The organism is Paenibacillus massiliensis subsp. panacisoli DSM 21345, from assembly GCF_000426545.1.
In the GTDB taxonomy this organism is placed as follows: Bacteria; Bacillota; Bacilli; order Paenibacillales; family Paenibacillaceae; genus Paenibacillus; species Paenibacillus panacisoli.
In genome coordinates, this window is the sequence record NZ_AUFO01000021.1 from 73131 (window position 1) to 95309 (window position 22179).

The following is a 22179-nucleotide window of genomic DNA, read 5'->3' on the forward strand; positions in this document are numbered from 1 at the left end:
GACGAAAAGAAAAAGTGCCTGATGCCGAGGACATAAGTCTTCGGATCAGGCACTTTTTAGCTCATTTCACTTTCGCTGCATTCACCTGTGAAGAGAGGTTCCTTTCATGTCCAAGTATCGAGAGCTATGCTCTAAGCAGATACACGGCCTGGCGAGCTATTCCTTACATCGAGCTCCAGGCAAAGGCGGCTGCAATCAATGCAAGAACTAATCCAGTCGCAAGGAAGGCATAGCCAATCCTTGCGAAGATAGTACCATTCTGGGCAATTGTGTCGATAATCGCACGCTCTGGCTGCTCAGGGTCATAGCGCACGGAGACAGAAGTTCCCGGCTTGAAGCCCGAAGGCTGCTGAACGGAGGAGGTGCATTCGTACTGTACGCCATTCACTAGATATTGGAAGGTAGGACGGCGGTCAGGAGCAGCTTTGGCGAATGCCCCTTTCTTGATAATTACGCCGTTTGTGGACGGCCATTTACGTGCCTTGTTTTTGCGCATTACGCCGATCAGGGCGAAGGCCAGTCCCATGAAGGCCCAGGCGAGCGCGAAAAATAAGAGAAAGAGCCAGACTTTCAAATTAATCATCCTCCAAGTGCAGTGTAATGAATTTAATTTGTCTGTATTATCTGTTCAAGCAGGCACGGATCAGGTGTTGTGTTGCACGGATTCATTGTATGCCTGCTTCATCTATTTTCTGGTCTGTCTATTGCTCCGATAGACTTGCAATGTTGTGACCATTATGTGGCTATAGTATACCATCTCTACTAGCAATAGGTCGAAATGTGAAGATCGAGTGACTTCCATGCCGAATTTCACGCATACTTGTCTTTCTTTACTATAATGAATGGATATGTCGTATTCCTTCGTACGCTAGTGTGCCAATTCTAGATACGCAGGAGAGAGGATCGTGTACCGATGTATACAGTTGCTCTTATCTAATGAGCATCAGATCAGAGATAGGAACGAGGAGTTGAACTGTATGAGAAAAGGAATTTCAATAGTCGTGGGACTTGTGGTAATGGCTGTAGGCACATATCTGTTCATGGGGGGGCCGCAGCAGAGGGAGACGAGTACCACCAGTGTGGTAACTGGAGATATCAAGTCCTTCGTGCAGCAGATTAGCACAGGTCAAGTGGATGCGCAATCTGCTTCCATCACTTCACATCAGCTGACGGTTACTGACAGCAAGGAGCACACCCAGACGTATGCCGTAGATGGTGATGAGTTTTTTGTGTCCATTGCGCCGTATATTCAGCAGACGCATCCCTGTGAAATTCATAGTCTGACAGGCTGTGAAGGAGAGCTCCAGGATCAGGAGTTCACGATATCCATTGAGGATGAGAGCGGCAATACCGTGATGAACCGTGACGTTGTGAAGTCTCAGTCTAATGGCTTTATCGATCTGTGGCTGCCGCGTGATCAGACCTATCATATTACGATTGAGCATGAGGGCAAGACGTCCGAGGCGGATATTTCTACCCGTGAGGGGGATAACACCTGCATTACAACGATGCAATTAATCTAGTACCTTAGTCAGATCGAATAGAAGTGCAGGGCCCGCAAGTGGGAGAACCTGCCGACCATCGTTAAGCTTGCTGTTCATTGATACGAAACAGAAAAGTTTATGAACAGCAAGCTTAAGCTGGACATTTCGTCAACGCAAGAGGATGCCCCAAGTTCATAATGAGTCCCCTAGGTTATAGTGAATCCCTATGGAGGAGGCAGCAGATCGGGGGTCATAGCTGGAGATAACAGTCCCCCAAGCCAGTTGATATTCTATGTAGGGATACGGATGTGAGCGTCGTACATCTGGTTGTCTGCCTAGCATATCCATGAGGATGCGATCATGCAGCCGTTTCTTGACAAGCTCAGCCTCTTCGCTCCATTCCTCCCAGGACTTAGGGAAGTCAGGTCTATCCGCGGATAAATACGCGCACACAAGGCATGGCGTACGAAAGCATAATGAGACGTAAAAGGGCATACCAGATAAGTGGATGCACCCCAAGTTGTACCATACGTTTCCGTTCCCAAGATCTCGAACCTCTACAGATAGGTGCTTGTACATGTCTGAATCAGTTAGCTGCTGTTCCGTTAACCCGTTGTGAAGCAGCAGCTTCCTGTTACCCTCACATAGCTCTAATTGTCCACGCTGAATGTCATCTGTCACGATGGATTCCTCCTTGGATTCATTTTCAACGGAGGTAACGGCCTATGGCTGTACTCCAGAACGAAGTGCTTGCCAGTAGTCTGTCAGCAGCTCGCCAAAATCAGCACTCTTCTCAATATGATCAATATATGTCCATAGGATGAGTTCCTCGGACTCGATGTGTATAACTTCATATTCCATTTGCTGCGATGACCAGACGACGATCTTGCCCAAGCAGAGACTGGATTCATGAAGGACCCCTATCGCAGGATCGGCAGTAGCACTAGTCGCGCTTTCTTGAGAATGGATGAATTCAATCGTTGCGATGCCACTAGCTTGCAAGTGCTCCTGTTGGCGTTCTGTCCATTGCAGGAAATACTGGTGAAGCATATAGATCATCCTCCTGATCACACGGCTAGTATGTTGACCGAATCTAAAGTCGAGTATAAAGTCGATGTCCGCTAATACACCACGCACCACGTTCTCCAGATCATTAGATCTGACATCAGATACGGGCAATGTACTAAACTAGCTCACTGGCGCACATCCAATTTATATCAATCCGTGTCAAGAATTCCGCTCATTGCGACCGATTGGACTGCTTGTCTTAGCTGCTCATGATCCTGCACCAGCGCTAGACGAACGTATCCTTCCCCTGAAGGACCAAAAGCACTGCCAGGCGTTACGATTACACCAGCTCTGGTCAATAGATCCATGGCAAATTGCTCCGAAGAGATGTAGTGGGCAGGAATTCGGCTCCAGACGAACATGGTGGCATCAGGCTTAGGGATGTGCCAGCCCAGACTACTCATTCCATCGCATAGAATGTCGCGCCGCTCCTGATATATGGCTCGCACCTGCTCCACCTCGGACTGATCACCCGTAATAGCAGCGATAGCGGCCTTCTGAATCGGCAGGAACATGCCGTAGTCCATGTTGGATTTCAGCTTCTTCAGCATGGAGACGATCTTAGCGTTGCCGAGACAGAAGCCGATTCGCGCCCCTGCCAGACCGTAGGTCTTCGACAAGGAATTGAACTCAATGCCAATATCCATCGCTCCAGGATAGGAGAGGAAGCTCCCCGCATGCTTGCCATCGAACACCAGCTCACTATAGGCATTGTCGTGCAGTACGATAATGTCATGCTTTTTGGCAAAGGCAATGAGATCCGTATAGAATTGTGTTGGCGCCATTGCTGTCGTCGGATTGTTCGGATAGGATACGAGCATGAACTTAGCGCGGTCAGCAATGTCTTCAGGAATATCCTGTAACTGGATAACGTAGCCGTGCTCCTCTTTTTGCGGCATATAGTATAGTTCTGCTCCAGCCAGCAACGGCCCATCAGCAAAGATCGGGTAGCAAGGATCAGGGATGAGGACCAGATCACCTTCATCAACTATGGACAGGGAGATATGGGCAAGTCCTTCCTGCGAGCCTAACAAGGAGCAAATCTCCGTACGAGGGTCAAGTTCAACCTGATAGCGTCTCTCGTACCATTCACTAACCGCCTGCAGCAGCTCCGTCTGGTCATTTAATGCATAGATATAGTTCTCGGCATTTGCTGCCGCTTCACATAAGGCTGATATAATATGCGGTGCCGGGGGGATATTCGGTGCCCCCACACTCAGGTCAATAACCGATTGTCCGTGCTCCAGCCGCTCTTTTTTGAGCTCCAGCAAGCGACTGAATATTCCTTCGCTGAAAGGGTCCATGCGTTTGGCAAATTTCATAATTCATAATCCTCCAGTTCAACATAAGAGTAAAGCAGCAAGCTCTGTACTGCAGGGCTTGAACGAGTGGGCATGTGCCCGCCAAAGTCACTGCTTCAATACATCGGGTACGCTAGAAATGAGATTATACGCGCTTGGTATTAAAGTAAGATTACACGCTCTAATAGTAGAGATTATAAGCTCTATAATAGATGGAATGGGGCGAATGACACAAGTGATCCTGAACAAAGTGGAGTTGCGTAGCTGAATCCATAGCTGAATCCGTAGCAGTACCGTATAGGTAGTACAACGCCTGGGCCCCATGTCTGTAGCTGAATAGAGCTGTATGATCGGTCTTAGGTTAACAGATAATAGAATGGAACGGTACATATGTGAAAATTCATTATTTGCGAAACGGGAATGTAATCACTGCAAGGCTGATTATGGAAAGGAGCAGGACAATTGGCGCATGCATCAACTTCAACCACAACCATTCGTCTACACATGACTCGACGCTTCGAAGCGTCAGCAGAAAGGCTGTACGAGGCATGGGTAAGCCCGGATCAAATCAAGAAATGGCTCTTCACGCAGGAAGCTACCAACAGTATTGCCCGCAATGAACCTTATATCGGAGGGGAGTGGCAGATTACAGACCATCGTGAGGGTAAGGATTATATGGCAACAGGTGAGTATCTTGAGCTTGATCCACCCAAGCGCCTCGTATTCACCTTCAAGATGCCCCAATTCAGCGATACGATGGACACAATTATCGTCGAGCTCCGGCCCCAGAAATCCGGCTGTGAGATGAACTTTACACAGGAGATCGTGGTTCCTTATGAAGAAGGCTGGCAGGACGAAGAGATCGAGCAAGCGAAGCAGGAGTATGACACATCCTCCGAGGAGGGATGGAAGCTGATGTTCGACGGATTGGCCCGGCTGCTGACCACGGATGGTCAGCAATAGCCAAGTCGAAGGGGCTAGTAGATTGGCCGAATTTGGGGTGTGAGGATGTAAAAAAGGCTGTCTTATAGCATGCTTTCCTTGGTGACAACATGATGATTCATCTGTTTGTCGCAAGGTGCATGTTAATAAGGACAGCCTATTTTTTTATTGCTTAAGGACGAATTTGCCCAGTTCATCCTGCAGCTGTTGCGCACTTGCACTCAGCATCTCTGAGGAAGCCTGAACTTCCTCCATCGAAGATAACTGCTGCTGGGTTGCAGCGGCTACGTTGCGTGTCTCGTCCGCTGTAGATCTCGTAACGCCGACCATCTCTCCAATCGCAGCTGTGACCTGCTCGGTGCTTGCTGATACTTCCTCAGCTGCTGCGGATACCTCTTGAATATGTTCGGCTACCTGCCCAATGGAATGCAGAATGGTACCGATCGCTTCAACGGCTTCCTTGTTGGTGGCAATTCCTTGCTCTGTTACGATTGTAGATTCCTCCATAGAGGCCGTTACCCGTGCCAGCAGAGTCCGGACATTGCCGACAAGCTGAGTAATGGACTGAGCTGAATGAGTAGCCTGCTCTGCCAGCTTGCGAACCTCATTGGCTACAACCATGAAGCCGCGTCCATGCTCGCCAGCGCGTGCAGCTTCGATATTGGCATTCAGGGCAAGAAGATGAGTCTGAGCTGAGATTTCCATAATCACAGATACGATAGATTCGATCTCATTGGAATGCTGATTAAGCTGTGCAGCCAATTCGCTGGAATGGTGAACTGCTTCCTGGACGCTACTCATCTGACGGAAGGTCTCCTGTAGCTTTGCCTCGCCCAGTCTTGCACCCTGCGTAATACTCGTAGCGGATTCCGATACATCCGAGGTAGTCTCCGCAATGCGATTAATGGCAGCGGCTACCTCATTCATGGCTTGTGCATTCTCCTCCGACACCTTCTGCTGCGTATCAGCCCCATCGGATATGGAGCCCACGGAATTAGCAATCTGCTGGGTGACCGAGGTTGACTCTACGGCTAGTGCGGACAGTTGCTCAGAGGCTGCGGCGACCTGCTCAGAAATTTCCTGATTGCGCAGCAGCAGTGTGTTCAGTGCGTCTGCCATATTATTGAACGATTCACCCACATAGCGTAGCTCGTCTTTTGTCTGCAGGTCGAACCGTTCAGACAGATCCCCTTGTGCCATCTTATCCGCACCATCTCGCAAGGTTCGAATGGTGGAGCGTACATTGCTGTAGAAGCCAAGATAAAATAAGGCTACAAGCAGCACAGCTACGGCTACAATAATGAGCATGACCGTCCGGGTGTCACTTAGCGAAGTATACCGTTCGGTTAGGAGATGATCCATCTCATCAACGACGACATTAAATAGCTGCGTAGAGGTCTCAATCGTCTTCGTTCCCTCTGCGAAAAAATCAGTCGGCTTCATGGATAGCGTCGTCGCATTCAGAATCTGATCATCAAGAGTGGCTGCAAATTGTTCAATGGATTGAACGTTGCTCGTGCCTATATCTCCGATCCGCTGGCTGGAGGTAGCGTTGTTCTCTCCCAGCTTCGTCAGCGCCTTCTGAATACCTTCGAGTGTATTTAGAATTTGATTCTTCATAATCACCAGATTAATTCGCTCATCCTCTGTCAGCTGCTTACGGGCTAAGATACCATTTCCTTGTCCGCGCACCTGTCCGGAGAGTTCGATGAGCTCCGGCATGTGATTGACCATCAGGTCCATTACATAATAGGAGTCGATCTGCGGGTCGAGAGTCAGACCGGATTGATCAGCAGCATGAATGATGAGATCCAGTATGTTCTGAACTAGCTCGGAATGCCGCTGGAAGCTCTCCTCCGAGGCTAGCGTTATCACGCTCGACTGCAGTGTGCTCCATTCATTTTTTATATTACTCCATTCTGCCTCCGTACCGAGCTTGGCGGCAGCACCAGATTGTTCTGTATCAATAGAGGCTATCAGATTGCCTAGCTCCTGACCCACCTCGTCGAGCTTGGCCTTGGCCTGTGAATCGCCATTCAGATAGCCGTTTGCTAGGCCGCGATGCTGCTGAATCTGCAGGATGACCGGGAATAATGACTTAATGTAATGAACGCCTTCTTGTTCATTGACAGCAAATCGAATATCCTTTTGCAGCTCTGTCAGCCAATTACTCATTAGAAGTGTTAGGGGGCAAATTAAGAGAAGACTAAGCAGGATAAACTTTTGCGCATACTTCAGACGGGACATGATTGCTGTGAATGGTCTCAGGAGCCAATTATTCATAATAAACCCACCTCTATTTTTGTGTATAACTATATTATTCGGTAGAGGTGGAGCGATTTGTGATATTAAGCACTAAAAAAATGAAATTATTTTACATAAAAACTATATAATTGCTAGAAAGTGCTATTTTCATTAAATTAATATGCAAAATGGACATTAGAGGAACATGAAGTGAGTATTTTATGTTGATATAAAACCTATTTTGTCTGCAGCGACTCCAGGAATCCTCGTAGCACGACAGCGTGGTTATGCTGCACATCTTTGGCCGCGTAGATCAGCGTAACTGGCTTCTCGGAGGCAAGCTCAAGGATTCGGGCTACGTGAGGCTGGAGTTCTTCTGTAGATAATTCGAGTGTGTACAGCTCACTGAACTCCTCGAATCTGGCAGGGTCATGCCCGAACCAGCGTCGTAGCTCTGGACTGGGAGCAACCTCCTTCATCCAGAAGTCCAGCTGTGCCGACTCTTTTGTAACCCCTCTGGGCCAGAGTCGATCTACCAGAATACGAAGACCATCAGAGGAATATGGGGGCTCATAGATTCTTTTGAGCAGGAACGGATGCATTGGCATTAATTCCCCTCCAAATGGGGTAGCTGGACCGGAGAATACACGATGGTGTCGCCATCCTCCTCACGCTTCAAAACGATGCCGAATACGACACTTCCCTTGTGATCCCCTGAGGGAAGGGCAAAGATCATGGGCGGACAGCGGAGCTCAGAATTGTAGGTGAATTGCTGCTTCCAATGGGAAAGAGCCATTTCCAGAAGCTCGTCAATCTGCTGCAGGATGACTGTCAGTTCTCCTGCTACAGCTTGGTAGTAGGGTTCATTTTGCGCATACTTGTCGGCCAGCTTCGCTTTATACTCTTCGATATTGAATAAGCCAAATTCCCAATCCAGTGGATAGATGCCAAGATCATAATGATAGAGCTTCAACTAAGACACTCCTTTGAAAAAAATGTGAATTAGGGATTATGAGTGCAGTTAAGCAACGATGCAGTGACTATGCACTATAGCTGTACTCTATTATACATCACCAGGTATTTAGCATTGACTGGTAATGACGGCTCCCGAACGATTTTTGGGAAAACTAGTAAAAGCCCACGGTAATCGTGGGCTTTCAGAGTGCAGACAAACTCCTTGTTTCGAATGAAACTTAGGAGTTTGTCTTGTTTCTTAGCGAGGATGAGCAAAAATACGCCTAATCTGTGTTTTGAGCCACCTGAATTTTATAGCCAGACGGCCAGTTTTTTGAGATTCATGCATGCATAAACGAGCATCGCTGAGAGGTAGAGTTAACTACCTCCCAGCCAGCTCTTGCATTCTTCTGCTAACTGCTGAAGCTCATTGAATAACACGCCTGCATGATAACCATCACACACGGCATGATGAAATTGCACAGATAAAGGCAGCATTAGCTTTGTATCTTGCCAAACGTATTTACCTAAAGTAAATATAGGGAGTAAATAGGCTTCTCCTGAATAGACATTCAGGTTAAACCCGGTAAAGCTAACCCATGGAATACTGGAGATTGAGAACGTGTTAGGCGGTTCATGAGGATCAGGGAACAACTGGTCCGTATTTTTGTACTTTGTGATAACTTGAAGATAGCGACTATAAAAGGTCTGAAAATCCTCGCTGAACGGTGTCCACAGGCTTGAGAAAGATTTATGCCTCTCATGAAATATGGTGAAGCTAGGAGACATCTGATCCCACACGCCCAACCGTCCTTCGGAATCCAAGCAAGTACGGAATTCATTGTGCCGGTTAACCACCGTGGTCAGCATATGAATTAAGGCAGGGTACAGCTTCATGTCCATGCGCTTTAATTCTTCTCGCAAGTGCCTGATTTCTATATGGGCAGTTATGCTGTAGGTACAATTGACATGATTGAAATAATGCTCAAAATAAGGCTTTCTGGGCCAATGATCCATCTCAATAAGATTGAATTTCATACGTCACCCTCCTAAATTATGTTGTTTAGGAGGGTACATCCACTGCTTTAACCATTTCCTCACAGCCTTTACGTTCTCCTTTTGCTTCCTTTTCTTCTTATTTCTCACCTGTAGCCACCGGGTTCTCCTCATAGCTAATCCAGTCGCTCCAATCGGATTCGCCGATGTCTAGTTCATCGTGTCATCGACGTTGTTCACAAAACTGTATGTGAAAAATGCAGTATACGGATGGGAACGATTTTACCGGTTGAGTATGCGGCACCTTTTATTATATCGGTCTTATAGAAGTTCTATCGGAGAAATATTCGATAATTTCCTGATAAAACACTTTGGAAGGCGTATTCAAAATACGTTTTTTGTGCCGAACGATCCCGTGAACGAAGGTGACTTGTCGAGGCAGGGGAAGTGAAACGACACTGCCTTCCGCAAGTTCTTGAGCCATCGAGATTTTAGGCACAAGAGCAACGCCGAGTCCGCAAGTGACGATCTGCCTTACAAGTTCGGTACTTGCAAATCCGGTCGAACGGCTTCCAGAAGGAAACCCCATTTCGCTTAACAGTTTAAGTCCTTCCGTATGATACACACAGCGGGAACCGAAACCAACCATCTGAATCCCCGAAGTATTTTCCCAGCCTTCGCTTTCGATCACATGAGCCAGACTTTTAGAGGCCACGACGATCATTTCTTCTTCGATCAGCGGTTCGAAAATCAGATCTTCTTTTTTGGGGTCCATCGGCACGATTCCGAAATCGAGTGCATGAGACTGAACTTGTTCAACGATGTCCGCTTGAAATCCCGTTTCCAACAGCAGATTGATTTCGGTGTATTCTGTGAAAAAAGCATGCATAAAATCGGACATCCGCGTTACCAAAAAAGATTCCAAAGATCCCAAACGCATCATGCCTCGAGGATGATCCAGATTTTCCAAGGCTTCTTCGAGCGAATGACCCAGCTGTACAAATTGTCGGGCATAAAGCGCAAATTGTTCGCCCGCTTCAGTGGGCTTTACGCCGCGGGAAAGTCGGTGAAAAAGTTTTTGATTGCAGCTTTGCTCCAATAACTGGATCTGCGAAGTCACCGTTGATTGTACATAACCCAGCTTTTCTGCGGCACGGCTAAAATTCCCTTCTTCCAATACGGCCAAAAAGGTAAGCAGCGACCGTCCTTCCAAAGTCTCCAACATGATTGTTCCTCCTAGGTATCGAAAAAGGAAATGGATTCTATCGTATTTTTTCGTTTTTGAAATGGATAAATCTATGATAACATCAGGATGTTCTCAAGCCAACCACTTCTTCAAGGAGGAACCATCGTAATGAAGAAAAGCGGATTTCGATTAGGAATTTATGTGTTCAAAGATGCGGAAGTCATCGATTATGCCGCACCTTACGGCGTATTTTCGGTAGCGCGAAGACTTGATCCGGAATTGGACGTGTTTTTGGTGGCGGACTCGCTTCGTCCCGTACAAACACAGGCCGGCCTGACAGTGGTGCCGAATTATTCGTTTGCCGAAGAGCCCGATATGGATGCTTTTCTTATTCCCGGAGGCTTCGGAACACGCCAAGATAATGCATAACGGTCGCTTGTATCGCTATATCCGCTCTCTTCCGGAACATTGTTTGCTGACAAGTGTATGTACGGGTTCTTGGGTTTACGGAAAAATGGGACTGCTCGACGGCATCGCCGCGACCAGCCGCAAAGCTCCTGATCACTTGGAAGCTTCGGAGATGGGCAAAGTGCCGATCGATCGTTTGGCCGAGCTTGCGCCAGCCTGCCGTATTAGTCGTGCACGGGTCGTGGACAGCGGGCGTATCGCCACAGGAGGCGGAATCGCAGCCGGCATGGAAATGGGATTTCATTTACTTAGAAAAGCGGGTTATGACGAAGCTTTCATTACAGAGGTAGCCCGAATCATGGAGTACGACCGCGCTTATGAAGCCTACCGTGACGATATCGAGTGGAACGTTTAACTACAAGGGGGAAATTATCATGATGCATACAGCCAATGGTCATTATATTAAGGTCGAGGAAAACGTCACGCTTTACGTGGAAGATGTCGGGGAAGGCAAACCTGTTGTATTTGTGCATGGCATGCCGGTCAATCACCGGATTTACGAGTATCAGCAATCGATCCTGCCTCAACAAGGTATCCGTTTTATCGGAATCGATCTGCGAGGATATGGCCGTTCCGATCATCCGCTGCACGGGTACACTTACGATCGGATGGCAGACGACATTAAGGCAGTGATCGATCAGCTTGATCTCAATGATGTTACGCTGGCCGGGTTTTCTATGGGCGGCGGCGTTGTAACGCGGTATATGGGAAGGCATGGAGGACATAAAGTTTCCAAATTGATGCTTTTTGGAGCCTCGACGTTGAGCAAACTTCCCGAAGAAGCGGTAAACGGATTGATCGCCGGGCTTCAATCCGATCGTCCGCAAACGCTGACGAATATGTTTAAAGGATTTTTCCACACACTGCCTTCCCAAGGGATCGAAAACTGGTTATGGCACATGGGGATGAAGGCAAATGTTCATGCCACGATCGAAACGGTAAAAGCAATCGGCAGGGAGGATCTTCGCTCCGATCTTGAAGCCATTCGTGTTCCGACATTAATGCTGCACGGCGTTCACGATCAAGTGTGTCCGTTCCCCGCCGCCGAGCAAGCTCACGAAATTGTATCGACATCCAAACTTGTTCGTTTTGAAAACAGCGGACATGCCCCTTTCTATGAGGAAAAAGAAAAATTCAATCGGGAAGTCATAGATTTTGTGCGGTCATAAAAGGCTTTCTGATGAATCAAGGCAGACGTTTCAAATTCTTCCTTGCGTATACAGGCTCGCCGGGTTTTGCCCGGCGAGTCGTTTTATCTTATGCTGCTTCCGGATACGGATAGCGTCTCATATCGTTTATCTTCCGACGTCCCCACTTGTGCTTTCGAATGTTGCTTTGTTACTAAGGGTGGAGTTGAATATATTGTAGAACGCATCTCCAAGCCGTTTTAGCCCCTTAAACCGTGTACTTTCTCAACCGCCACAACGCAAAAAAAGCCCGCGTCCACCGCAGGCTTCTCTACTCCAAGCTGACCTACACCTCTTCCCCCGTCGCCACCGAATTATCCTCATACGAGATCCAGTCGCTCCAGCTCCCAGGATAGAGCTTCACATTCTCATACCCGGCTTGCCGGAGTGCGAGCACGTTCGGACAAGCGGAGACGCCAGAGCCACAGTAGACGATAATCTCTGCGTCCTGATCCAGTCCGGCAAAGTGCTGTGCCAGCTCCTCAGAGGATTTCAGGCTACCGTTATCATTCAGAACATCCTTCCAGAAATAATTCAAGGCACCCGGGATATGTCCGGCCTTCTTGTCAATCGGCTCCTCCAGGCCCAGATAACGATTGCGGTCACGAGAATCGATGAGCACCTGAGGTCCGGCTGTCTCAACCATGGCCGACTCTGCCTTCTTCGACACCTCACGAACATAATCTACATCTACAATCATATCTGGCTGTGGATGGGCAACAAAGGTCTTGGGAATGACGACAGGCTGCTCATCCGTAACCGGAAATCCAGCTTGCTGCCATGCGCTGAAGTCCTGTTCCAGAATGTAGACCTGGGTATGACCAAGATAAGTGAGCATCCACCATAAGCGGGCAGCATTCATGCCATTGTTGTCATCATAGATTACGATCCGATCATCCTGGCTGAGTCCGACACGGCCGAATACGCGGGCGATCTCCTCCGGCTCCGGTAATGGATGTCGTCCGCCATGTGTGGTGACTGGTGCGGAGAGATCCTGCTCCAGATCAAGGAATACGGCACGCGGAATATGTGACTCTTCATATTTTTGACGCCCGGCAGATGGGTCGTTCAGCCAGAAACGGCAATCTGCGATGACCAGATCAGGCTCATACATTCGGGCGAGCAGCCATCTGATGGATACGGTATTTTGCATAGGGACAACTCCTTTTTTGAGAGACGGTTTCTGTTCGATTCAAGCAACTGATATGCTTTATTTTAGCCCAACCTGCTTCAGAAAGCGATTCTGCTTGCTCTGACTTCCAAAGATCAGATAGAGCACCAGATCACGTTGATAATCCTCCAGTGCCTTCAGGTGGTCCGCGAGCAGCTGTGCCAGCTCTGGCGAGTCGAATTGGTCCGCGAGTCCCTTAACGGGTCTGGCAGATTCACCACTGCCGAGCAGAATCGAGATGAGCACCGGAAGCAGCTGTTCATCTAGCTGATACGTTGAGATGAAGGCTTCTGCGAATGCATTGTGGGCGAGCTGATGCTCTGTATCGACCAGCTTCATATAGTGCTGCAGCAGTGGGAAATATTCCTTGCTGTGCAGAGCTAGCCCAAGCACCGCATACGATCCGGGCATTACTGACTTTTCACCCGACTCCACATCTCCATACCAGGCGAATTCCTTCATCGCAAGCTGTGCGTATTCTGAAAGCAATGGGTGCAGTGCAGGGTATTGGAGGACGCCTACAAAGAAACGGTGCAGCGGCGACTTCGCCAGACCCTTCACCGGCAATAGCAGCTTCGACTTGCTTCCACCAAGCTTGAGACTGTATTCCACAGGAAAGCCTTCGCGCAGCAGGTCACAGAGATAGGTCAATGCATCTGCATAGCTCTCCTCCGTATCTGTCAGCAGCTTGATCTGAATCGTATGTAAAATATCGTTCGCCTGCCCTTGGATATGAGCTGTACGCCGCTGACTTTCGATGGTGCCACTGCCCTGCTGCAGGTAGCTGTGTGCTTGCTCTGAGCCGAGTTGAACTGCGTACTCCAGATACTGCCTGCGGTCCCCGGAATCCATCATACCGATACGAAGTGCCCCATACACAAGCTTGTCCAGCTGTGAAGACTCTATTGCAGGACGTGCCTCATCCGGCTTCAGGGTCAATGTCCGGTTAAAAAGTCCACCTGCATCGTAATATTGTGGTAGTAACGTATCATCTGCCCAGAAGCGGAAGGCAAGGCCTGAATGGCGTACCCAGTCCTCGTAGAGCTTGGGAATAGGCTTCAGCTTATGGTCTAGGTGCTCGCACAACTCTTTCAGTGTGGGAAGGTCATCAGGGAATACCTCTGGATTCACCAGCTGCCTTGAAAAATGGAACAGATCCTTTTCTTTCGGATATATGGGAGGAGCGCTTTGTACTTTGTCACGGATAAAAGTATGTAATGCCTTCTGCAGCTCACTCAGCTTAGGCTCATGAATCCAGCGCTCTGTCCACTGCAAAGAGTCACTTCCCGTAGGTCGTTCAAAGTGCAGAACAAGCTCCAGATGATAATCGAAATACTTCGGTCCGTGAACATTATCGTAGAACAGGCGCTCCAGCTCCTGCTTGAAGGCGGGCAGCCATTGTTGTGTGATGAGCTCATCGGTAAGCTCGGTGATATCAATTGCGGTATCCCATGTATACGCAGAATCACTCCAATCAAACGGACGACTGATCTCAAAGAACATTTTGCCATCGGCCCAATTGAATTTCCCCTTACGGTAACCGACACGGATATAGTCGTGAATCCCCGCCTGCAGCGAAGAGAGCTTCCCCAGCTCTTCGATACGTGCCTGTTCTTTCATTAGTACGGGCTTCATGTGTTCCCAGGTCTCGTTCAGCAAAATCTGTACATTATCATTCATAAGGCTCTCTCCCTGTAGTTCTTATGTAGTGTCATGAGTAGCGTCATGCTAAGTATGAGAAATATGGAGTGGACTATAGCGTATGTAGATTGCCAGCCGAGTTGCACATGTTATCCAGAATAGACTGTAAGCTTCATTATAACATGCCACAATTGGTGAAACATGGAACCTAAGCCGCATAACTAGTGGGGACAACAACATGTTTATCAAGGGAAGTGTATGTGCCGAGTAAAGAGGCAGTCATAGGTGGATATCAACATGCGTGTGAATGTGCAGGTGCTTGTGAATGTGCGTGTGGATGTGCCTGTGCACATCAAAAAAGGAAGCCCGCTAGAAGCAAGCATCCTTGTACATATATTGCGTACGATGCTCCATTGTGATAGCAGCATCAACCGCAACATCAGCATTAATATAAATATCAATATAAAGGCCTACACTATCCAATCGTCTGTACGACGTTGCCATCTGTATCCTTGATATGAGTCTGTACAACCTGAACCTGTACTTTCGGGAAAGTAGACAGCCTAACGGTACCCGCGATCGGCTGAAGCAGCTCTGCCAATTCGTTCACAGCAGCTTCATTCAATTGCACATGAATCTCCTCATTCTCCTCGGTAACAAACGGCTGCTCACCCGGCTCCAGAATGACCTGCAGACCCGAGCTAACAAGCGTCAAGGATCGATTGTGCAAAATTCTCCTCCGTAGCAGCTTACCGACTACCTCTGCCTGCTTCGCTCCCAAGGTGAGGGTATATGAATCAGCTAGGGATTGCCCGGGGAGCGTCTCCCAGCCGAGCTGATCCACGAACAGAAATCCGGTACTGGACCCTTCGCGCTCGCTGCCCTCCTGCACGGCCTGCAATGCTGCTGGCTTCGTCAGTATGGAATCACGTCCGAGATCAGTCAGATAAGATGGAATATATTCAGCCAGCGTATGCAGCAATCCAAGTGTATTCCATTCCTGCGTAACCTGAAGCTCGTCCGCTGTAATGCCCACCACCTGTATGAATTCCACCTTGCCGTTAGGCGTATCCATCTCCTTGAGCTCCGGGTCTGTGATGAAGCCCAGCGCTGTCAGCTTCGTATCCGATCCAAGCATAATCGGACCATTCGCATCCATGTGATCGCCATTTCTGAAAATATTGCCGCTGCTGAAGACATAGCGAGCGAGATTTTGCAATAGATTCATCGTCCAGGCTGGAGGCTCCTGCTCATCAGGCTGTCGGACCAGTCGCAGCGTGAGCTCGAAGCCGTATCCGCTGTAATCAGGGTCATCAGTCTCTTTTTCATACAGGTCAGAGAAGCCATACGTTACAAAATGCCAGTGGGGAAGGGGCTGCTGTGCCTGATAGACACTGATTCCGTTCAGCGGATCATTTCCTCCTAGCATGTAAGGGATGGAGCTGGCATAATGCATGGGCTCCTGATCCCCATAGATTTGCTCCAGAGCGCCGTCTATGGCCTCCCAGCCGATTGCTTCCACTTCATCACTCATCACGAATCCTCCTGTCATTTACCAATTATGAAGTAATCGTGCCTATTGTAGCATGGCTGACAGTAGTGAGGCCAAATTGTCCCTATCCAAAGCGACCAAGAGCTAAAAGACGACGAAGATGAGTCAACAAATTCACAAAAGTGATGTAGCAGATGAATAGCACACCTTGTGAGTGGTAGGACATGCTCCTGACCCTATATTACTTGACTATAATGCGACCATCACCGGCCAGCATCCGAAGTTCACGTGGCAGGCGGTCCTGCTCCTGCTCGGGAATCAGAAATTCCACACCGTAATAATTCTGGTCCTTCTCCAGTGGTCCCCAGCGGAGCTCGCCCTCTATTTGAAGCGGGTCTTGATTGAGGTGCAAGTCCAGACGGATCGCGATCCTGTTGGTGCTTACATGAAGGGCCAGTGGTATCCATATGCGGCACCCCGAGCGGCTAATATCATACAGACGGGCAGGTACAGGCTTGGTAGGGGCCGGATTTCCATTTATACTGAGAATGTGGAGCTCGAAATCTACAGGGTCTTTCATTATATATCGAAAAGGTTCTTTTCTGCGGTTCATAATCATGATGTCCTCCATGCTCCATAATGTTCCATTTAAATTTGCTTTTCTTTATTCATCGTCAGGAATCGTGTGTAAATGAAGATTAAAATTGTAGTCAAATAGGAACACGGTCAGGAAGGAGTAACAAGATGACATGGTTAGATCAGAGCATTGCCGAAAAATGGCGTAATGAGGGGAAACGTTATGCCAAGGCAGTGAATGAGTTCGTGAGAAGAGGGATGGCAGGTGGCTGGGCAGAAACGGATGATAATCAGGAGCCAAGGGCGGATAGACGTTCACAGCTGGCAGCCAAGGTGCTGCGCATGATTCAGGATTATAGAGGTCATTCCATTTGGCGAGGAGCATAGGGTGCTGCTGGTCACCATGCACGGTGTGTACCTGGTGAAGCATGGGCAGGTCGGATTGGTTGAACCTGATCTACCTTCCTTGCGAAAGCATGAGCTAGAGGATACACGGATTGATATGGGTCATGGAAGTGTGTCGCCAGACGGGCAGTGGATCGCCTGCGGCAGCCAGGATAGTGACCATGTGCTCATGCATGTGGAGAGCGGGACACGTTATGAGATTCCCCCAGAGATCAGTTACCCGCACTACAGCATCTTCACGCGTGATGGCAAACAGGTATGGTATAATGCCTGTCATTTCTATAACGGAGCTACCGTGTCGGTATACGTCCCCGAGAAGGCTGGAGCAGAGACAGCTCTTGAACAGCAAGAGTGGCCTTTCGTGGATGAGTCCATGCGAGTCTATGCCGGCGCAGCTCTGAAAGAGGGAATTATTTTAGGAGATGCATACGGCTACCTGCGCCTTCTGGACGAGGATGGGCAAGAGAAATGGCGCTATTTTGTAGGCAGCACCATTGCAGGGCTGCTGGTCAGCCCTGACGAGAGTCAGCTCTATGTAGGAACTTATGGCGGGATGCTGCATGTGCTGGATCTACAGAGCGTGACCGCAACGGACTATGATATCGGCACGGCCCCTTTACGGGAGAATGGACGCTGGGTACTGTGGAAGGAATGTGAGCCCCTGCGCTGGTAGCATGGCACATAGAGATGTTACTGTATTGCTGTTATACAGCTGCAGGAGGTTTGGAATTGGCCTGTGAGCTCGTTCCTTCAGATGGCTTAAAATCATTACCGAAGCGAATGAACAGCCAGACTCCTGCCAGAATCACGGCACCTGCGGTCATCTGAATGACAGTGAGCTGTTCGTGCAGCAGCACCCAGGCCAGAATGGAGGAGATGACAGGCTCACCAAGGACAGCCATGGAGACTGTAGTTGCATTAATATATTTCAGCAGCCAATTGAACAGATAATGTCCAAATAGTGTAGGGACGATCGCTAACAACAGGAACAAGCCCCATTCCCGCCAGGCATAGCCTGTGAACGGAATACTGTTGCTGACGTTATAGACAGCCAGGAAGCTGGCTGCAATGGCAAATACCCAGAAATTGTAGGTAAAGGCGCTGATATGATCCCGTAAATGCTTGCCCATGAGCATATGAATAGCCACAGCAACGGTGCCTAGCAGGGATAGCAGATCTCCAGTTAATGCAGTTCCGCTAGCGTGGAAATCACCAGCGCCGATAGCGATGGAGCCTAGGACTGCAAGGGACATGCCCAGCAGCATCATGCGATTCGTGCGGGTTCGGAAGATCCAGTAGGAGCCCAGCATGACGAGGATTGGCTCCAGAGTAAGAATGACGGTCGAGCTTGCCACGGTCGTTAGACGCAAGGAGGCCATCCATAGCAGGAAATGAAGACCGAGCATTATGCCTGAGGCACCGAGCCACAGCCACTGCTTGCGGGTAAGGCCGAACAGCTCCCGGCGGTATGTCCAGGCCAGAGGCAGCATGATCAGATTGGTCAGGTATAGTCGATACATGGCCATAGCGGACACTTCGGCTTCAGACCATTTGATAAAAATGGAAGAGAAGGAGATAGCGACAATTCCGATCATGTATAGCAGTCCCAGCGTCTGCCGGGATGGTTGATGAGTATTCATGCATTGACAGCTCCATTCGTAGATTAACGTAACCTCCTGTTCGAGCTGCCTGACAGCAGGATATCACAGGGGATTTACAGAAGTTCATTATAGCCGAGCCATCCAGAATGGTGAACTATATTTTACAGGAATAATTTGGGTGGGGGGCCTTGGCGTTTTCAGGGTAAAAGATGCTAAGGATGCTAACTCGCTTAGCTAAGGAACTTTTTCGACTCAGACTCGTCTAATATGGTGGAGGTGTTGAAATGAAGAAAAAACATATGATCGTATATGCAGTTGTATTGGCTTCCCTAGTGCTTGTGCTGTCTGCCTGTGGTGGCCGACAACAGGCTGCGCCACCTGCTCCGCAGGAGCCAGCTCAGGAGCAGAATGAGCCTGTAACCCCTGAAGTACTGAGCGGCAACGGGGTGTACAGTGGACAGGCTGATCCACATACGGTAGAGATTGAAGTAAATGGGGAGCCCAAGGCTTTTCAATTCAGTGAGGATCTGGATGCGTCCATTGCTGAGCTGACCGAAGGACAGGCTGTCTCCTTTGAATATACAGAAGAGGCTGTTGAGGGAGATGACACCCTGAAGCAGCTTACCTTGACATCAATTCAAGTGGTAGAAGGTGAAGCAGGTAGCACCACAGGAGCGGGTGCTTCTTCAGAAGAGGGTACAGTCGTAACCGGTGATCGCCCGGCGACCAAGGATTTCACGTTGAAGCTGGAAGGTACGGATGAGATTCGTACGGCCGAGCTTGCCCAAGGTGAAGGCTACTCGCTATACGTGTTCGATGCGATGTCGTTATTTCCGGATCAGCACCGCGTAGCGATGGCTATTGATGATGAGTATTACGCAGAGATTACGAAGCTGCCGACGGACTTCAGCCTGGATACGCTGGAGCAGGAAGGGAAGCAGGCCCTGTCCGAGGTAGGCACAGCAGAGAAGCTGAGCTCTTCTGACATTCCGTCCGCATTGGAGCATGCCAGTCTCATGCTGAAGGCTACCAGTAGCGATCACAAGCTGACGCGTCAATATATCGTCCTTGAGAACAATGGACAAGGCTTCGCTGTTGTCGTGAACATTCCACAAGGTGAGCCTTCCGAGGGCTTCCAGGGCCATATCTATACTTCGCTGAACACACTGGAATAGGATCGACATCGGGAATACGAATTCGATCAAGATATAGGGCTGCGTTATGATCCGAGTGGTAAGCAAGCGGCATGGAGCAGGCTATTCCAAATACGAGCTGAACGGTCACCTGAGTGGGTCCCGACTTCACGTTCACTGAAAGGTGTTCGTTGCGGGACCCTCTCTTTTATGCTATAAAGGAATATAGTGTATGACTAGCGATGAAGGAGCTGTTGAACCCAAATGTCTAACGAAATGAACACACAAGACGTCATTAATCTGATCAAGAACAGCAAGAAGAAAACCCCTGTGAAGGTATATGTAAAGGGTGAACTGGCAGGAGCAGATTTTGGCGATCATGTACAAGCCTTTATTTCCGGCGGCACAGGTGTCGTATTTGGCGATTGGGCGGATATCAAGGCTGTTATTGAGAGCACTAACGTTAAGGAAGAAGATTATGTGGTGGAGAATGACCGCCGCAACTCTGCTGTTCCTTTTCTTGATCTTAAAGGCATTAACGCACGGATCGAGCCGGGCGCAATCATCCGTGACATGGTTAGTATCGGCGACAATGCGGTCATCATGATGGGTGCAGTCATTAACATTGGTGTGGAGATCGGCGAAGGCACAATGGTTGACATGAATGCTGTGCTTGGAGGACGTGTTAAGGTCGGAAAAATGTGCCATGTGGGTGCAGGAGTTGTCCTTGCCGGGGTTATTGAACCACCATCCGCACAGCCAGTTGTACTGGAGGATGATGTCCTGGTTGGTGCCAATGCCGTTGTACTTGAGGGTGTAAGAATCGGACAAGGCTCCGTGGTAGCTGCTGGCGCAGTAGTCACCGAGGATGTTCCTCCGTTCTCCGTAGTAGCCGGAATGCCTGCCCGTATCATTAAGCAGGTCGATGACAAGACTAAATCCAAGACAGAGATTCTGCAAGAACTGCGTACCCTCTAATCCATGAGTGGCTATGCTCTTTCGAAATAGATAACGGACAAGGCTCGGCGGCTGCGCCGAGTCTTGTGTTCTGTTGGAGCGTAATCCAGACCGACCGTAATTCAGGTAAGACGTAATTTAGTAGGACGTAATTCAGTAAGATGTAGTTTAGGCATGATGGAATTTACGAAAGGGGAGTGCAACGATGACCGCTGTAGATCTGCATACATATACTCGCATCCGGCGAGAGCTACATCAGATTCCGGAGGCAGGCTTTCAGGAATTCAAGACGCAGCAGTACCTGCTTGATTATATTTCCACGCTTCCGCAGGAGCATCTGGAGGTCAAGACATGGCGTACTGGCATACTGGTGCTGGTGCACGGTACAGCGCCGCGACGTAGATTCGGATATCGAGCTGATATGGACGGTCTTCCCATTACAGAGGATACGGGGCTGGAGTTCAAGTCCCAGCATCCCGGATACATGCATGCCTGTGGCCATGATCTGCATATGACGATCGGACTTGGGATTCTGACGCACTTTGCCAAGCAGCGAATGACGGACGATCTGTTACTAATCTTCCAGCCAGCCGAAGAGGGTCCGGGGGGAGCGCTCCCCATGCTGGATAGCGAGGAGTTCAAAGCGTGGAAGCCAGACCAAATGGTAGGATTGCACATTGCACCAGAATATCCGGTGGGTACGATTGCGACTCGTCCTGGCATTCTCTTCGCAAATACGTCTGAGCTATTCATTGAATTGACAGGAACAGGTGGCCATGCGGCGTATCCTCATAAAGCTAATGACATGGTCGTGGCAGGCTGCCAGCTTGTCGGTCAGCTACAGACGATCGTATCCCGGAATATCAATCCTCTCGACGCAGCCGTCATAACTGTCGGCAAGGTGGAGGGTGGTACGAAGCAGAATATCATTGCGGAGACCGCACGCCTGGAGGGCACGATTCGTACCCTCTCAGCAGATACGATGAAGCTGATCAAATCCCGGATTGAAGCTCTAATTCATGGTGTAGAGACAGGCTTCGAATGCCGTGCAGATATCAATTATGGTTCGAATTATCTTCAGGTATGGAATGAAGCCTCACTCACAGGCGAGTTCATGCAGTGGCTGGATGAGCGACCTGGAGTGGAGCTGACCGAATGCACGGAGGCCATGACGGGTGAAGATTTCGGTTATTTCCTGGAACACATTCCAGGCTTCATGTTCTGGCTTGGTGTCGATACGCCTTATGGACTGCATCATGCCAAGCTGCAACCGGATGAAGGTGCCATTGCTGTAGCGATTGAGACGGTGACTAGCTACTTCACATGGAAGTCACAGCAGTAGCGTTCGAAAGAAAGCCATATCAGTGTATATG

The 22179-nt window shown here is 49.1% G+C and carries 24 protein-coding genes; 10 read left to right on the top strand and 14 right to left on the bottom strand.

The window, feature by feature from the left end; translation table 11 throughout:
* Positions 1 to 163: 163 nt before the first annotated feature.
* On the bottom strand, positions 164 to 574 hold the full coding sequence (locus tag K331_RS0117440) for a DUF3592 domain-containing protein (RefSeq protein ID WP_028591304.1): 411 nt from the start codon (positions 572 to 574) through the stop codon (positions 164 to 166).
* Between the two features lie 403 nt (positions 575 to 977).
* Here K331_RS0117440 and K331_RS0117445 point away from each other — a divergent pair, with 403 nt between their 5' ends.
* Entirely contained in the window at positions 978 to 1523 is a 546-nt protein-coding gene (locus tag K331_RS0117445) for a CueP family metal-binding protein (protein WP_028591305.1), read from the top strand.
* 153 nt (positions 1524 to 1676) lie between these two features.
* Here K331_RS0117445 and K331_RS31065 read toward each other — a convergent pair whose 3' ends face one another.
* From K331_RS31065 to K331_RS0117460, 3 genes are all read right to left on the bottom strand, one after another.
* Positions 1677 to 2165 carry a hypothetical protein gene (locus tag K331_RS31065; RefSeq protein WP_051289896.1) on the bottom strand — a complete coding sequence of 163 codons (489 nt, stop codon included), beginning with the start codon at positions 2163 to 2165 and terminating at the stop codon, positions 1677 to 1679.
* A gap of 42 nt (positions 2166 to 2207) precedes the next feature.
* A complete protein-coding gene (locus tag K331_RS0117455; protein ID WP_028591306.1) occupies positions 2208 to 2534 on the bottom strand; it encodes an immunity protein TriTu family protein in 327 nt (108 codons plus the stop codon).
* 167 nt (positions 2535 to 2701) lie between these two features.
* A complete protein-coding gene (locus K331_RS0117460; protein ID WP_028591307.1) occupies positions 2702 to 3874 on the bottom strand; it encodes an aminotransferase class I/II-fold pyridoxal phosphate-dependent enzyme in 1173 nt (390 codons plus the stop codon).
* Positions 3875 to 4315: 441 nt separating this feature from the next.
* On the opposite strand from K331_RS0117460, the gene K331_RS0117465 reads away from it, so the two are divergent.
* Complete coding sequence (locus K331_RS0117465; RefSeq protein WP_028591308.1) at positions 4316 to 4816, top strand: SRPBCC family protein; 501 nt, start codon at positions 4316 to 4318, stop codon at positions 4814 to 4816.
* 144 nt (positions 4817 to 4960) lie between these two features.
* On the opposite strand, the gene K331_RS0117470 is transcribed toward K331_RS0117465, so the two are convergent.
* The 5 genes from K331_RS0117470 to K331_RS0117495 all read right to left on the bottom strand — a co-directional run bounded on the left by K331_RS0117470 (position 4961) and on the right by K331_RS0117495 (position 10214).
* Complete coding sequence (locus K331_RS0117470; RefSeq protein WP_028591309.1) at positions 4961 to 7078, bottom strand: methyl-accepting chemotaxis protein; 2118 nt, start codon at positions 7076 to 7078, stop codon at positions 4961 to 4963.
* A gap of 197 nt (positions 7079 to 7275) precedes the next feature.
* Entirely contained in the window at positions 7276 to 7647 is a 372-nt protein-coding gene (locus K331_RS0117475) for a DUF488 domain-containing protein (protein ID WP_028591310.1), read from the bottom strand.
* The gene (locus K331_RS0117480; RefSeq protein ID WP_028591311.1) at positions 7647 to 8012 is read right to left on the bottom strand and encodes a hypothetical protein; all 366 of its coding nucleotides are present in this window, start codon (positions 8010 to 8012) and stop codon (positions 7647 to 7649) included. Before K331_RS0117480 ends, K331_RS0117475 begins: the two co-directional genes overlap by 1 nt.
* A 359-nt stretch (positions 8013 to 8371) precedes the next feature.
* Positions 8372 to 9031 carry a type A chloramphenicol O-acetyltransferase gene (gene catA, locus K331_RS0117485; protein WP_028591312.1) on the bottom strand — a complete coding sequence of 220 codons (660 nt, stop codon included), beginning with the start codon at positions 9029 to 9031 and terminating at the stop codon, positions 8372 to 8374.
* 268 nt (positions 9032 to 9299) lie between these two features.
* A complete protein-coding gene (locus K331_RS0117495; RefSeq protein ID WP_028591313.1) occupies positions 9300 to 10214 on the bottom strand; it encodes a LysR family transcriptional regulator in 915 nt (304 codons plus the stop codon).
* A gap of 129 nt (positions 10215 to 10343) precedes the next feature.
* On the opposite strand from K331_RS0117495, the gene K331_RS32735 reads away from it, so the two are divergent.
* The 3 genes from K331_RS32735 (at position 10344) to K331_RS0117505 (ending at position 11812) form a co-directional block, all read left to right on the top strand.
* A complete protein-coding gene (locus K331_RS32735; RefSeq protein ID WP_226383626.1) occupies positions 10344 to 10604 on the top strand; it encodes a DJ-1/PfpI family protein in 261 nt (86 codons plus the stop codon).
* Between the two features lie 160 nt (positions 10605 to 10764).
* Positions 10765 to 10998 (top strand): type 1 glutamine amidotransferase family protein, encoded by a 234-nt coding sequence (locus K331_RS32740; RefSeq protein ID WP_226383627.1) that lies wholly within the window; start codon positions 10765 to 10767, stop codon positions 10996 to 10998.
* A gap of 19 nt (positions 10999 to 11017) precedes the next feature.
* A complete protein-coding gene (locus tag K331_RS0117505; RefSeq protein WP_028591314.1) occupies positions 11018 to 11812 on the top strand; it encodes an alpha/beta fold hydrolase in 795 nt (264 codons plus the stop codon).
* A gap of 304 nt (positions 11813 to 12116) precedes the next feature.
* Here K331_RS0117505 and K331_RS0117510 read toward each other — a convergent pair whose 3' ends face one another.
* The 4 genes from K331_RS0117510 to K331_RS0117530 all read right to left on the bottom strand — a co-directional run bounded on the left by K331_RS0117510 (position 12117) and on the right by K331_RS0117530 (position 16747).
* The gene (locus tag K331_RS0117510; RefSeq protein WP_028591315.1) at positions 12117 to 12983 is read right to left on the bottom strand and encodes a sulfurtransferase; all 867 of its coding nucleotides are present in this window, start codon (positions 12981 to 12983) and stop codon (positions 12117 to 12119) included.
* Positions 12984 to 13040: 57 nt separating this feature from the next.
* Positions 13041 to 14681 carry a DUF6138 family protein gene (locus tag K331_RS0117515; protein WP_028591316.1) on the bottom strand — a complete coding sequence of 547 codons (1641 nt, stop codon included), beginning with the start codon at positions 14679 to 14681 and terminating at the stop codon, positions 13041 to 13043.
* 436 nt (positions 14682 to 15117) lie between these two features.
* The gene (locus K331_RS0117525; protein ID WP_028591317.1) at positions 15118 to 16176 is read right to left on the bottom strand and encodes a suppressor of fused domain protein; all 1059 of its coding nucleotides are present in this window, start codon (positions 16174 to 16176) and stop codon (positions 15118 to 15120) included.
* Between the two features lie 199 nt (positions 16177 to 16375).
* Positions 16376 to 16747 carry a PilZ domain-containing protein gene (locus tag K331_RS0117530; RefSeq protein ID WP_226383628.1) on the bottom strand — a complete coding sequence of 124 codons (372 nt, stop codon included), beginning with the start codon at positions 16745 to 16747 and terminating at the stop codon, positions 16376 to 16378.
* A gap of 131 nt (positions 16748 to 16878) precedes the next feature.
* Between K331_RS0117530 and K331_RS33050 the strand changes: the two genes are divergently transcribed.
* Positions 16879 to 17097, top strand: coding sequence for a hypothetical protein (locus K331_RS33050; protein ID WP_028591319.1), 219 nt, complete (start codon positions 16879 to 16881; stop codon positions 17095 to 17097).
* A 1-nt stretch (position 17098) separates the two neighbouring features.
* Positions 17099 to 17788: a WD40 repeat domain-containing protein gene (locus K331_RS0117540; protein ID WP_028591320.1), complete on the top strand. Its 690-nt coding sequence runs from the start codon at positions 17099 to 17101 to the stop codon at positions 17786 to 17788.
* Between the two features lie 31 nt (positions 17789 to 17819).
* Here K331_RS0117540 and K331_RS0117545 read toward each other — a convergent pair whose 3' ends face one another.
* Positions 17820 to 18755: a DMT family transporter gene (locus K331_RS0117545; protein WP_028591321.1), complete on the bottom strand. Its 936-nt coding sequence runs from the start codon at positions 18753 to 18755 to the stop codon at positions 17820 to 17822.
* Positions 18756 to 19000: 245 nt separating this feature from the next.
* On the opposite strand from K331_RS0117545, the gene K331_RS0117550 reads away from it, so the two are divergent.
* The 3 genes from K331_RS0117550 (at position 19001) to K331_RS0117560 (ending at position 22148) form a co-directional block, all read left to right on the top strand.
* Complete coding sequence (locus tag K331_RS0117550) at positions 19001 to 19891, top strand: hypothetical protein (RefSeq protein ID WP_028591322.1); 891 nt, start codon at positions 19001 to 19003, stop codon at positions 19889 to 19891.
* 222 nt (positions 19892 to 20113) lie between these two features.
* Positions 20114 to 20827, top strand: a complete 714-nt coding sequence (gene dapD, locus K331_RS0117555; RefSeq protein ID WP_028591323.1) for a 2,3,4,5-tetrahydropyridine-2,6-dicarboxylate N-acetyltransferase — start codon at positions 20114 to 20116, stop codon at positions 20825 to 20827.
* Between the two features lie 184 nt (positions 20828 to 21011).
* Positions 21012 to 22148, top strand: coding sequence for an N-acetyldiaminopimelate deacetylase (locus K331_RS0117560; RefSeq protein WP_028591324.1), 1137 nt, complete (start codon positions 21012 to 21014; stop codon positions 22146 to 22148).
* Positions 22149 to 22179: the final 31 nt, after the last annotated feature.